We start from the raw sequence: 13,039 nt of genomic DNA, 5'->3' as shown, positions 1-13,039 counted from the left end.
GACATGACCATCGATGCTCAAGGCCCCACCGAGGCCGTCGGACCCGCCGCACCACGCTCAGCCGCACACGCCGCCACGCGGGCCCCGGCCCGGGAGACCGAACCGGCCCCTGCCGAGAACACCACCGGAGCGCGCGGCTGGGGGGCGTTCGCCGGACGGGCCGCACCCGTGCTCGGCTGGCTGGTCACGCTCGTGATCGCCGTGAACCTCGGCCAGGGTGCGTGGGGCCAGCTCACCGAGTCCGAGCGGTCCGTCGGCATGTTCGAGGCCATCGGGTACCCGGCGTCCGCCGTCCTGCTCATCGGGGTGCTGCAGGCCGCGGCGGTGGTGCTCTACGTCGTGCCGTGGACGGCGTTCCTCGGCGGGCTGCTGCTGACCGCCTACCTGGGCGGCGCCGTGGCCGCGCACATCCGGCTGGAGGACACGGCGGAGCACACGTTCATGCCGGTCCTGTACGCCGTCGGCGTCTGGGCCGCACTGTTCCTGCGCAGCGAGCGCATCCGCTGGGCGGTCCTGACCGGACGCTGATCTCGTCGGGGCGCACCGTGGTGCGCGGCAAGGGCGCCGTGAATCACGTTGCGCCCCGGCGTGGGGCCGTGGCAGGCTTTCTCTGCTCCTGCGGGCGGTCCGCGGTGTGAGGGAGCGACCCGAAGGACTGTGATGACAGGCATCTCCCGGTACGAGACCACCTCGCGCTGACGCCTGCCTGGCCGCACCTTCGTTGCGGCATCCCGGCGTCGGCACCAGCCACCACCCGGGAGTCCTTCCATGTTGTCCAACCCTTCTGTCGTGCTGCACGACGTCACTTTCGCCTGGCCCGACGGCGCCGTCGCGCTCGACCACGTCTCCGGCTCCTTCGGCCGCGGCCGCACAGGTCTGACCGGCCTCAACGGGGCGGGCAAGTCCACCCTGCTGCGCCTGGTCGCGGGGCTCCTCACGCCGACGTCGGGCAAGGTCACCCTGAGCGGGACCGCCGACTACCTGCCGCAGCGGATCACCCTGGACGTCGATGCGACGGTCGCCGACCTGCTCGGCGTCTCGCCGGTCGTGCGTGCGCTGCGCGCCATCGAGTCGGGCGACGTCGACCCCGCGCACTTCGACGTCGTCGGCGACGACTGGGACGTCGAGGAGCGCGCCGTCGCCCTGCTCTCGGCCACGGGGCTGCCCACCGGGCTGGACCGCTCGGTCGCGACGCTCTCGGGCGGCGAGACGATGCTCACCGCGATCACCGGCGTCCGCCTGCGGCAGTCGAACGGGAGCGCCTCCGTCGCCCTGCTCGACGAGCCGACCAACAACCTCGACGGCGACGCCCGCGAGCGCCTCTACGAGCTCGTGCGGGGGTGGCGGGGCGCGCTCGTCGTCGTCTCGCACGACCTGGCGCTGCTGGAGCTGCTGGACGAGACGGCGGAGCTGCGCGCGGGTTCGCTGACCACGTTCGGCGGTCCGTACCCGGAGTACCGGGCGTGGCTCGAGGTGCAGCAGGAGGCGGCGGCGCAGACGTTGCGCGCGGCGGAGCAGACGCTGCGCCGGGAGAAGCGGCAGCGGATCGAGGCCGAGGAGCGGATAGCGCACAGCGAGCGCAAGGGCCGTAAGGACGCCGCGAACAGCAAGTACGTGAAGGCGGTGATCAACGACCGCCGCAACAGCGCGGAGAAGTCGCAGGGTTCGCGCCGGGGGATGCTCGACGACAAGGTGGACGCGGCCCGGGCGGCGGTGGACCAGGCGGAGCGGGCGGTGCGGGACGACGACCGGATCTCCGTCGACCTGCCCGACCCGGGTGTCCCGGCGGGCCGTCGCCTGGCGGTGCTCCGCGGTGCGGACGGCCGGGAGATCGTGATCCAGGGCCCGGAGCGCCTGGCCCTGACGGGCCCGAACGGCTCCGGCAAGACGACCCTGCTGGAGCACCTCCTCTCCACTTCGGCGTCGTTGAGTGCTGGGTATTCGCCCCATGAACCCGCTCCGGACGGGCGAATATCCAGCACTCAACAAGGAGGGGCGGGGGGCGAGGTGGTGACCGGGCGCGTCGGGTACCTGCCGCAGCGGGTGGATGTGCTGGCTGACGACGTCGCCGTGCTGGAGGCCGTGCGGGCGGGCGCACCGCACGTGCCGCCGGGGGAGCTGCGCAACCGGCTGGCGCGGTTCCTGGTGCGGGGAGCGGCGGTGGACCGGCCGGTCGCGACGCTGTCGGGTGGTGAACGCTTCCGGGTGGCGCTGGCGAGCCTGCTCCTGGCCGACCCGCCGGCGCAGCTGCTGATGCTGGACGAGCCGACGAACAACCTCGACATCGCGAGCACCGACCAGCTCGTCGACGCGCTGTCGGCCTACCGGGGTGCGCTCCTGGTGGTGAGCCACGACAGGTCGTTCCTGGACCGGCTGGGCCTGGACGCGGAGATCCGCCTGGACACGGAGGGCAACCTGACGCAGATGCGTCTGTAGCGCGGTGTGGGCGTTGTACGGGGAAGCCCTGATGTTTCGGGTGTCAAAGAAGTCGTAAGTTCTCCTTACTTACAACTCTGAAAGTATCAAGGAGGACGACCATGCAAGCACGTCTACGGCGCCGTGTGTTCGGTGGCCTCGCGGTTCTGTCCATGGCACTCGTGACCGCGCTGACGCTCGGGGGCGGCGCGCTGCCCGCGCAGGCGGCCACGGGTTCCATCACCGGCTACGGCGGCAAGTGCGTCGACGTCGCCGCGGCCAACAGCGCGAACGGCACACAGGTCCAGCTCTACGGCTGCAACGGCACGAACGCGCAGAGCTGGGACGTGCGCGACGACGGCACGGTCCGCGCTCTCGGCAAGTGCCTCGACGCGGCGGGCGGGAGCTCCGCGAACGGGACCCGCGCCCAGCTCTGGGACTGCAACGGCACCGCCGCGCAGCGGTGGACCGCCGGCGGCGACGGCACGCTGCGCGTGCTGGGCAAGTGCCTGGACGCGACCGGGCCCAGCTCGGCCGACGGCACACCCCTGCAGCTGTGGGACTGCACCGCCGGGGCCGCCAACCAGCGCTGGACGCTCCCGACGGGCGGCGGCGATCCGCAGCCCAACCCGGCCAAGATGCCGGCCGCGCCGTACCTCTACCTCGGCTGGGGCAACCCGCCGAGCGCCACGTCGGTCATGAGCCAGACGGGCGTACGGGCGTTCACCATGGCGTTCATCCTGTCGTCCGGAGGCTGCAACCCCGCCTGGGACGGCAGCCGCCCGCTCACCGGCGGCGTGGACCAGCAGACCATCAACGCCATCAAGGCCGCGGGCGGTCAGGTGCAGATCTCGTTCGGCGGCTGGTCCGGCAACAAGCTCGGCCCCAACTGCTCCACGCCGGCCGCGTTCGCCGGGGCCGTGCAGCAGGTCATCAACGCCCACCAGCCGAACGTCGTCGACTTCGACATCGAGAACACCGACGAGTTCGAGAACTACACCGTCCAGGACCGCATCCTGCAGGGCCTGATCATCGTCAAGCAGAACAACCCGAACGTGAAGATCGCCGTCACGATCGGCACCGGCCGCGGCGGTCCGGAGGGTGCGGGCACCCGGCTGATCAACCGGGCAGCGCAGCTGGGCGTGCCGATCGACAACTACACGATCATGCCGTTCAACTTCGGCTCCTCGAACATCGCACAGGACACGATCAACGCGTCCGAGGGCCTGAAGAACCAGCTCAAGTCCGCCAACGGGTGGACCGACGCCCAGGCGTACGCCCACATGGGCATCTCCGGCATGAACGGGAGCTCTGACCAGGGTGAGATCACCACGACGGCCGCCTGGACCCAGATCCGGGACTACGCGCGCAACAACGGGCTGACGAGGCTGGCGTTCTGGTCCGTCAACCGGGATCAGCCGGGGTTCGAGTTCACGCGCATCACGGCGGGGTTCTGATGCGGCCCGGACGGCCCGCGCGAGCGGGCGTGCTCGTCACGCTCGCGGTGACGGCCGGTCTGCTCCTGACCACGGCCGTGAGCGGCACGGCGACGGCCGCGCCCGAGGCGCCCGCCGCCGTCGGGCAGGCCGCGGTGCCGGACGGCGGACCGGCCGCCGTGCCGGCGGACGTGCCCACCACCTTCACGCACCCGGGGGTGCACGTCAGCCGGTCGCAGCTCGACTTCGTGCGCCAGCAGGTGCAGGCCGGGGCGCAGCCGTGGCGGCGCGCGTACGACTCGATGATGGGCAGCCGGTACGCGTCGCTCTCGTACACCCCGCACCCGCGGGCCGTCGTCGAGTGCGGGTCGTACTCCAACCCGGACCACGGTTGCAGGGACGAGCGGGAGGACGCGATCGCGGCGTACACGCACGCGCTGGCCTGGTCGGTGACCAGGGACACGCGGTACGCGCAGAAGTCGATCCAGATCATGAACGCGTGGTCGCCCGTGATCCGGGACCACACCAACTCCAACGCGCCCCTGCAGACGGCGTGGGCGGGCTCGGTGTGGCCGCGTGCCGCGGAGATCATCCGGTACACGGGCGGGGGCTGGGCGGCGGCCGACGTCGACCGGTTCGAGACGATGCTGCGCAACGTCTACCTGCCCGAGGTGATCAACGGCTCCCGCAGCAACGGCAACTGGGAGCTGTCGATGATGGAGGCCGCGATCGGCATCGCCGTCTTCCTCGACGACCGGAACGCGTACGCCTCCGCAAGGCAGCGGTTTCTCGTGCGGGTGCCCGCGTTCATCTACCTGACCTCCGACGGGTCGGTGCCGCGCACCGTGCCCGGCACGGGCCGGGACACACCCGACCAGATCTTCGCGTTCTGGCACAACCAGCGCACGCTGGTCAACGGCCTGTCGCAGGAGACCTGCCGGGACTTCACGCACACCGGCTACGGTCTCTCGGCGATCTCGCACGTCGCGGAGACCGCCGCCATCCAGGGTGACGACCTGTACCCGCAGGTGGGGGAGCGGCTGCGGCACGCGCTCGGGCTGCACTCCACCTACCAGCGCGGTACCGCCGTGCCGTCGTGGCTCTGCGGCGGTTCGGTGCACCTGGGCCTCGGCCCGATCACCGAGGTCGGCTTCAACGCGCTGCACAACCGGCAGGGTCACGCCATGACGAACACCCAGGCCCTGACGGAGTCGATGCGGCCGCAGGGCACGAACAACCTGTTCGTGGCGTGGGAGACCCTGACGCACGCGGACAACCCGCGCGTGCTCGGCTGACACCCGTTGAGTGCGGGCTATTTGTGGGACAGACAGCCTCTGCCCCACAAATACCCCGCACTCAACGAGCCTGGCGGGGGTGCTTCATGCGTAAAGATGTACTTATGACCTCTGCGAGCACCACCACCGAGGGCGCGGACATCGTTCTCGACCCCGCCAACCCCTTCGCCGCCCCGTCCACCCTCCCGTACGAGCTGCCCGACTTCGCGGCGATCCGCGAGGAGCACTACGAGCCCGCGGTCGTCGCGGGCATGGCCGCGCACCGCGCGGAGGTCGAGGCCATCGTGACCGACCCGGAGCCGGCGACCGTCGAGAACACCCTGGAGGCGCTCGAACGCGCGGGCCAGCTCCTCGGCCGCGCGGCGACGGCGTTCTACGGCACGCTGTCCGCTGACTCGACGCCCGGCCTGGAGGACATCCAGGAGCGGCTCGCGCCGCAGCTCGCCGCGCACCAGGACGCCATCAGCATGGACGCCCGCCTCTACGCGCGGGTGCAGTCCCTGGCCGACCAGCCGCTCGAACCCGACACCGCCTACCTGCTCGACAAGCTCGTCACGCAGTTCGAGCGTTCCGGTATCGCGCTCCCCGAGGCCGACCAGGAGCGGCTGCGCGAGCTCAACTCCCGGATCACGACGCTGCAGGCCGGCTTCGGACGCAAGCTCCTCGCGGGCGCCAACGCGGCGAGCGTGCTCGTGACCGACGAGGCTGAGCTCGCCGGGCTGTCCCCGGACGCCGTCGCCGGGGCGCGCGCGGCCGCCGAGGCCCGCGGGCAGGACGGCTGGCTGCTGGAGATGCAGCTCTTCACGCACCAGAACGTGCTTGCCTCCCTGGCGGACGCCGGCCTCCGGGCACGGGTCCAGGAGGCCTCCACCGCGCGCGGCGCAACGGGCGGCGAGACCGACACGCGCGAGGCGCTCCTGGAGCTCGCCCGCCTGCGGGCCGAGCACGCGCAGCTCCTCGGCTACGAGCACCACGCCGCCTACGTCGCCGCGGACGCCACAGCCGGCACCACCGCCGCCGTCAACGAGATGCTCGCCCGGCTCGCACCCGCCGCCGTCGCCAACGCCCGGCGCGAGGCGACCGCGCTCGCGAAGGTGAGCGGCACCACCGACGTGGCCGCCGCCGACTGGTCCTACCTCAACGAGGCGGTGCGCAAGGAGCGGTTCAACCTGGACGACGCCGCCCTGCGCCCCTACCTCGAGCTCGAACGTGTGGTGCACGACGGCGTGTTCAAGGCCGCGACCCTCCTGTTCGGGCTCTCCTTCACCGAACGGCACGACCTGGCCGGCTACCACCCCGACGTGCGCGTCTTCGAGGTGTTCGACGCACCCGAGCCGGGCGAGCCCGACGCAGGCCTCGGCCTCTTCCTCGCCGACTGGTACACCCGCGAGTCGAAGCGCGGCGGTGCCTGGATGAACAGCCTCGTGAACCAGAGCCACCTCCTGGGCCAGAAGCCCGTGGTCGTCAACAACCTGAACATCGTCAAGCCGCCCGCCGGCGAGCCCACCCTCCTCGTGTGGGACGAGGTCACCACGCTGTTCCACGAGTTCGGGCACGCCCTGCACGGCCTGCTGAGCGACGTGCGCTACCCGTCCCGGTCGGGCACCTCCGTGCCGCGCGACTTCGTCGAGTACCCCTCGCAGGTCAACGAGATGTGGTCCTGGGAGCCGGAGATCCTGCGGTCCTTCGCCGTGCACCACGCGACCGGCGAGCCCATGCCCGCGCAGTGGGTGGACACCATGCTCGCGTCCCGCATCTGGGGGGAGGGCTTCGCGACGACGGAGTACCTCGCCGCCGCACTCCTCGACCAGGCGTGGCACCAGCTCACACCGGACCAGGTCCCGACGTCGGTCGAGGACGTGCTGCCCTTCGAGGCGGCGGCGCTCGCGGCGGCCGGCGTCGACTTCGACGCGGTGCCCCCGCGGTACCGCACCACGTACTTCAACCACATCTTCGGTGGTGGCGGCTACTCGGCCGGGTACTACTCCTACATCTGGTCGGAGGTGCTCGACGCCGACACCGTCGAGTGGTACGCCGAGAACGGCGGCCTGACGCGGGAGAACGGCGAGGCGTTCCGCCGCAAGCTGCTCGCCCGCGGCGGGTCGCAGGACCCGCTCGCGTCGTTCGAGGACCTGGTGGGGCGGGCGCCGGAGATCGCGCCGCTCCTCAAGCGCCGCGGCCTGGCCTGAGGTTCAGTCTGCGAGACGCGCTCCCGGCCCGTGCCGGGAGCGCGGCGCGGGCCGGTTACGGTGGCACCGTGACCGACACCTTTCCGACCCCCACGCCCGTGCCCACCGCCGCCGACGAGGTCATCCGGATCTGCCAGGAGCTGATCCGGTTCGACACGTCGAACTACGGGAACAACGAGGGCCCGGGGGAGCGCGCCGCGGCCGAGTACGTCATGGAGCTGCTGCACGAGGTCGGGCTGGAGCCCGAGCTGTTCGAGTCCGAGCCGGGTCGCGCGTCCGTCGTCGTCCGCCTGGAGGGCGAGGACCGCAGCAGGCCTGCCCTCGTCCTGCACGGGCACCTCGACGTCGTGCCCGCGGCCAAGGACGACTGGACGGTGGACCCGTTCGGCGGCGAGGAGACCGACGGCCTGCTCTGGGGCCGCGGCGCCGTCGACATGAAGGACATGGACGCCATGATCCTGGCGGTCGTGCGGCAGATGGTGCGCGAGGGCCGCAAGCCCGCGCGTGACGTCGTCGTCGCGTTCTTCGCCGACGAGGAGGCCGGCGGCGTGTACGGCGCCCGGTGGGCCGTGGACAACCGTCCCGACCTGTTCGAGGGCGCGACCGAGGCGATCTCCGAGGTGGGCGGCTACTCGGTCGAGGTGAACGGCAAGCGCGCCTACCTGCTGCAGACGGCCGAGAAGGGGATCGCCTGGCTGCGCCTGATCGCCGACGGCACGGCCGGGCACGGCTCGCAGGTCAACCCGGACAACGCGGTGACGGAGCTCGCCGCCGCCGTCGCGCGCATCGGGCAGCACGCCTGGCCCTACACGATCACGCCCACCGTGGACGCGCTGCTGCGCGGCGTCGGGGACCTCACGGGCCTCCCCGTGGACTACGACGACCCCACGACCATCGACGCGCTGGTCGCAGCGCTGGGCCCGGTCGCGAAGTTCGTGGGCGCCACGGTGCGCAACACGTCCAACCCGACCCAGCTCGAGGCCGGCTACAAGGCCAACGTCATCCCCGGGCGCGCCGAGGCGGCGATCGACGTGCGCCTCCTGCCCGGCCAGGAGGAGTCGGGCATGGCGACGCTGCGCGAGCTCGCCGGCCCGCGCGTGCGGATCGAGCCGATCCACCTGGACACGGCGCTCGAGGTGCCGTTCAGCGGCAACCTGGTGGACGCCATGGTCGCGGCGATCGACGCCGAGGACCCGGGGGCGAAGGTGCTGCCGTACACGCTCTCGGGCGGCACGGACAACAAGTCGCTCCACCGGCTCGGGATCACGGGTTACGGGTTCGCGCCGCTGCAGCTCACGAACGACCTCGACTTCGCGGGCATGTTCCACGGCGTGGACGAGCGCGTGCCGACCGAGGCGCTGAAGTTCGGCACACGCGTCCTGGACCGCCTCTTGGCGACCTGCTGACCCCGGCGAACCGAGCTCAGTCGAGGGTCGAGGAGACCCTGATGATCTTGCGGCGGAGCCAGACCTTACGTCTGCCGCCGATGTAGAGAAGGGTCCTTGCCAGCTCCCAACGGCCGTACTCGGCCTCTTCGGTGAGCAGCCGGCGAGCGTCCGGCACGCTGGTGTCCGGATCGAACGTCACGATGCGGTACTCGTACTGGCTGTGCTTGCGGAACACGGAGCCGTCTCTCGCCATCTGATGCACCGTCCTCGGGTCACGGGTGAGGTCAGTTTATGCCGGTTTCCACGCCGGTCCGGCAGCAACACATCTCGTAGCGCTCATTGTGACCCACGCGGCGATCGAGCACCGTGACCGAGGTCGCACCTCGTCGCGTGTCGCGGCGGAGCGCCGCCATGTCTCCTGGTCAGGAAAGCGGGTGGACCCGTGCCGCACGGCCCCGACCGGCGCGGCCGTGCCCCCGGGATCTTCGCAGTAACGATCACGAATTGCGATCCCGCTGGCCTGGACCTGGCGCTACAGTTCAAGGCATGACCGTAGAACCGCGTGCCGCGCTAGATCGCCTCATTGCCGCACTCGAGGCCCATCATCACGCGGTCGCCACTCGCCGGAGTGACGACGACCCCGCCGTCGACGACGCGTACGACGTGCTCGCCGACGCCTACGAGGTGTACGAGGAGTCCCTGGCCACGGTGTTCGGCGAAGTGACGCCGTTCTACCTGGCCGACGAGGTCGACGATGACGACGACGAGGATGACGAGGACCTCGAGGACATCGACTTCGACGACGACCTGGACGAGGCAGAGGAGTCCGTGGAGGAGGACGAGCCCCAGCCTGCGCAGCAGCGCTGACCCGGCACGGACGCGGGCACGGGCACGGACGCCGGTACGGTCACCAGCGTTCCGGGTAGCCGATCTCGGGGGCGGAGACGTCGTCGAGGGCGGCATGCACCTCGTAGGGCAGCTCGAGGCTCGCGGCCTGGAGCGACGAACGAAGCTGCGCGGGCGTCCGCGCGCCTACGATCGCCGACGCGATGCCCTCGCGCTCCAGCAGCCACGCGATGGCGACCTCCCCGGCGGTACGGCCGAGTCCTTCGGCGGCGGTCGCCACCGCCTCGACGACGGCGGACGCCGAACCCTCCAGATACGGCTGCACGAAGCCGGCGAGAGCCCCGGCCGCCCGGGAGTCCGCGGGGATGGCGCGCCGGTACTTGCCGGTGAGCACGCCGCGCCCGAGCGGTGACCAGGCGAGCAGCCCGGCCCCGAGCGCGTCGGCGGCGGGCAGCACGTCGCGCTCCACGCCGCGCTGCAGCAGGGAGTACTCGAGCTCGACGGCGGCCAGGCCGACGTCGGGCTCGAGCAGCGTCGCCACGCGCGCGGTGGCCCAGCCCGGGTGGTTGCTCAGCCCCACGTAGCGGGCGCGCCCCGTGGTGACGGCGATGCGCAGCGCGTTGCACGTCTCCTCGAGCGAGGTGTGCGGGTCGGGGCAGGCCACGAGGAACAGGTCGACGTGGTCGGTACCCATGCGCAGCAGCGACTCGTCGAGGCTGTCGAGCAGGGCGCCGCGCGAGGCGTCCACGACGCGGCCCGAGCCGCCGTCGGGCCGCGACTCCGAGCGGATGCCCGCCTTGGTGGCGAGCACGAGCTCGTTGCGTGCCACCTTGCCGGACAGCAGCGTGCCGATGACACGTTCGGCGTCGCCGTCGGCATAGCTGGCGGCGGTGTCGACGAGAGTGCCGCCGGCGTCGAGGAAGTCCCGAACCTGCTCGGCCGCGTCGATCTCGTCGGTGTCGCGGCCCCATGTCATGGTCCCGAGCCCGAGTTCGGAGACCCGTAGGCCAGACCTGCCTACGCGGCGTCGTTCCATGTCGGGCAGGCTACCTGCGGCCCTGGCGGGTGCGTCCGGAGGCGCGCCGTGGGGTAGTGTCACCGCCCGTGACTGCGTGGGAAGCGATTCTTCTGGGCCTGGTCCAGGGCCTTACCGAGTTCCTGCCGATCTCGTCGTCGGCCCATCTGCGGATCGTCGGCGAGCTGATCGGCTCGGGCGATCCTGGCGCGGCCTTCACCGCGATCACGCAGATCGGCACCGAGCTCGCCGTGATCATCTACTACCGCAAGAAGATCGGCGCGATCCTCGTCGCCTGGTTCAAGGCCCTGACGGGCGCGAACGGCAGCGGCTGGCGCGCACGCACCGGCCTGGGGCCGCGGTCCGGCTCGGTGGACCTGCGGCACGGCCGCCCCGGCTCGGGCGCGGACCACGATGCCGCCATGGGCTGGTACATCATCTTCGGCTCGATCCCGATCGTGCTGCTCGGGCTGCTGTTCGAGGACGCCATCGAGACCACGTTCCGCAACCTCTGGATCACGGTCTTCACGCTCACGTTCTTCGGGTTCCTTCTGCTCCTGGCCGACATCTTCGGGCGCCAGGAGCGCGAGCTGACGTCGCTCACGGGGCCCAGCGCCCTCGGCTTCGGCCTGGCCCAGGCGCTGGCGCTGGTGCCGGGCGTCTCCCGCTCCGGCGGCACGATCACCGCGGGCCTGACCATGGGCTTCACGCGGAAGGCCGCGGCCGACTACTCGTTCCTGCTCGCGCTGCCCGCGGTGCTGGGCTCGGGCTTCTACCAGCTGATCAAGACCCTCGGCGAGCCGCTCCCGGCCGGTGCGCCCGGCTGGGGCGCCACGATCATCGCCACGATCATCGCGTTCGGCGTCGGCTACGCGGTGATCATCGGGTTCCTCAAGATCATCGGGAACTACTCGTACAAGCCGTTCGTGTTCTACCGGTTCGCCCTCGCCGGCGCTGTAGTGTGGCTGCTCATGTCGGGCACCATCGACGCGACCGGCGGCGTCGCGTAGAACACATCTCCAGCGCCCTGACGTGGTCCGGGAGGGCCGTGAGCGGCGGTTATCGTTGGTCGCGTGCACGCCTGGCCCACACCCCAAGTCCCGGAGCTTCCCGGCTTCCCCGTCTCCGACCCGGTGCGGGTCCACGACTCGTCGACCGGTGAGCTCGTCGAGGCGGCGCCAGGGCCGCAGGCCCGGCTGTACGCGTGCGGCATCACGCCCTACGACGCCACCCACATCGGGCACGCGAACACCTACGTCACGTTCGACCTGCTGGTCCGCGCCTGGCGCGACGCGGGCAAGGACGTGCTCTACACCTCGAACGTGACCGACGTCGACGACCCGCTGCTCGAGCGCGCGACGGCGACGGGGGTCGACTGGCGCGAGCTCGCGGCGTCCCAGACCGCGCTGTTCCGCGAGGACATGACGGCGCTCGGTGTCATCCCGCCGCAGACGTGGACGGGTGCCGTCGAGTCCGTGCCCGAGGTCGCGCAGGCCGTGGCCGCCATGCTCGAGTCAGGCGCCGCGTACCGCGTGCCGCTGGAGCCGGGCGCGGGCGGCCCGACGCCGGAGCTGGGCGACGTCTACGCCGACCTCACCGCCGACCCGCGCTTCGGGACCGTCGCGCGGCAGAGCCGCGAGCAGGCGCTCGCCGACTTCGCCGAGCGCGGCGGCGATCCCGACCGCGAGGGCAAGAAGGACCCGCTCGACCCGCTGCTGTGGCGCCGTGAGCGTCCGGGCGAGCCGGCATGGGACGGCGGCCCGCTGGGCACCGGACGCCCCGGCTGGCACATCGAGTGCGCGGTGATCGCCCGGGACGGGCTCGGCCTGGCCGCCGGGGAGCGGTTCGACGTGCAGGGCGGCGGTTCCGACCTGCTGTTCCCGCACCACGAGATGTCGACGTCGCACCTGCGAGTGCTGTGTCCGGTCCCCGAGGGCGCAGAGCCCACAGGAGCGCGTACGCACGTGCACGCGGGCCTGGTCGGCTACGAGGGCGAGAAGATGAGCAAGTCGCTCGGGAACCTCGTCCTGGTCTCCCGCCTGCGCGAGGCGGGCCACGACCCGATGGCGATCCGGCTGGCCCTGCTGGCCCACCACTACCGCACCGAGTGGGAGTGGGACGAGACCTCGATGCCCGAGGGCGAGGCACGGCTCGTCCGGTGGCGCGACGCGGTCTCGGGCAACGGCGGCCCGTCCGCCGACGCGACCCTCGCCGCGGTCCGTGCGGCGCTCGCGAACGACCTCGACGCGCCGTCCGCACTGGCCGCCGTCGACGCCTGGGCCGAGGTCTCCCTCGATCCCGCGCGGGATACCTCGGCGGACGAGGAGGGCGCTCCGGGCGTCCTGGCGCGCACGGTGAATGCCCTGCTCGGGGTACGTCTTTAGCCCTTTGAGTGTCCGGTTTGCGTCAGGTAGGCCAGCGCCACGTCCGACGCCGTACGGGTTAGTTTTGACCC

At 71.6% G+C, this 13,039-nt stretch carries 11 protein-coding genes; 9 read left to right on the top strand and 2 right to left on the bottom strand.

What is annotated here, in order from left to right; all coding sequences use genetic code 11:
- The first annotated feature begins 3 nt into the window (after positions 1-3).
- The 6 genes from ACQEVI_RS00610 to ACQEVI_RS00585 all read left to right on the top strand — a co-directional run bounded on the left by ACQEVI_RS00610 (position 4) and on the right by ACQEVI_RS00585 (position 8,741).
- Positions 4-528 carry a DoxX family protein gene (locus tag ACQEVI_RS00610; protein WP_432893606.1) on the top strand — a complete coding sequence of 175 codons (525 nt, stop codon included), beginning with the start codon at positions 4-6 and terminating at the stop codon, positions 526-528.
- A gap of 240 nt (positions 529-768) precedes the next feature.
- Positions 769-2,436, top strand: a complete 1,668-nt coding sequence (locus ACQEVI_RS00605) for an ABC-F family ATP-binding cassette domain-containing protein (protein WP_432893603.1) — start codon at positions 769-771, stop codon at positions 2,434-2,436.
- A 101-nt stretch (positions 2,437-2,537) separates the two neighbouring features.
- The gene (locus ACQEVI_RS00600) at positions 2,538-3,872 is read left to right on the top strand and encodes a ricin-type beta-trefoil lectin domain protein (protein ID WP_432893600.1); all 1,335 of its coding nucleotides are present in this window, start codon (positions 2,538-2,540) and stop codon (positions 3,870-3,872) included.
- A complete protein-coding gene (locus ACQEVI_RS00595; protein WP_432893597.1) occupies positions 3,872-5,146 on the top strand; it encodes an alginate lyase family protein in 1,275 nt (424 codons plus the stop codon). Before ACQEVI_RS00600 ends, ACQEVI_RS00595 begins: the two co-directional genes overlap by 1 nt.
- 104 nt (positions 5,147-5,250) lie before the next feature.
- Positions 5,251-7,335, top strand: a complete 2,085-nt coding sequence (locus ACQEVI_RS00590; RefSeq protein WP_432893594.1) for a M3 family metallopeptidase — start codon at positions 5,251-5,253, stop codon at positions 7,333-7,335.
- 68 nt (positions 7,336-7,403) lie between these two features.
- Positions 7,404-8,741, top strand: coding sequence for a M20/M25/M40 family metallo-hydrolase (locus ACQEVI_RS00585; protein ID WP_432893591.1), 1,338 nt, complete (start codon positions 7,404-7,406; stop codon positions 8,739-8,741).
- Positions 8,742-8,757: 16 nt separating this feature from the next.
- On the opposite strand, the gene ACQEVI_RS00580 is transcribed toward ACQEVI_RS00585, so the two are convergent.
- Positions 8,758-8,976 (bottom strand): DUF5703 family protein, encoded by a 219-nt coding sequence (locus ACQEVI_RS00580; RefSeq protein WP_357442612.1) that lies wholly within the window; start codon positions 8,974-8,976, stop codon positions 8,758-8,760.
- 293 nt (positions 8,977-9,269) lie between these two features.
- Here ACQEVI_RS00580 and ACQEVI_RS00575 point away from each other — a divergent pair, with 293 nt between their 5' ends.
- Positions 9,270-9,590, top strand: a complete 321-nt coding sequence (locus tag ACQEVI_RS00575) for a primosomal protein (RefSeq protein ID WP_432893588.1) — start codon at positions 9,270-9,272, stop codon at positions 9,588-9,590.
- Positions 9,591-9,630: 40 nt separating this feature from the next.
- On the opposite strand, the gene ACQEVI_RS00570 is transcribed toward ACQEVI_RS00575, so the two are convergent.
- Complete coding sequence (locus ACQEVI_RS00570) at positions 9,631-10,605, bottom strand: aldo/keto reductase (protein ID WP_432893586.1); 975 nt, start codon at positions 10,603-10,605, stop codon at positions 9,631-9,633.
- A 68-nt stretch (positions 10,606-10,673) separates the two neighbouring features.
- On the opposite strand from ACQEVI_RS00570, the gene ACQEVI_RS00565 reads away from it, so the two are divergent.
- Together ACQEVI_RS00565 and mshC are read left to right on the top strand one after the other, a co-directional pair.
- On the top strand, positions 10,674-11,594 hold the full coding sequence (locus ACQEVI_RS00565) for an undecaprenyl-diphosphate phosphatase (protein WP_432893583.1): 921 nt from the start codon (positions 10,674-10,676) through the stop codon (positions 11,592-11,594).
- A 63-nt stretch (positions 11,595-11,657) separates the two neighbouring features.
- Positions 11,658-12,968 (top strand): cysteine--1-D-myo-inosityl 2-amino-2-deoxy-alpha-D-glucopyranoside ligase, encoded by a 1,311-nt coding sequence (gene mshC / locus ACQEVI_RS00560; protein WP_432893580.1) that lies wholly within the window; start codon positions 11,658-11,660, stop codon positions 12,966-12,968.
- Positions 12,969-13,039 lie beyond the last annotated feature (71 nt).

It is taken from the genome of Promicromonospora sp. CA-289599 (genome assembly GCF_050936155.1).
In the GTDB taxonomy this organism is placed as follows: domain Bacteria; phylum Actinomycetota; class Actinomycetes; order Actinomycetales; family Cellulomonadaceae; genus Promicromonospora.
This window is presented reverse-complemented; position numbering and strand designations above follow the sequence as displayed.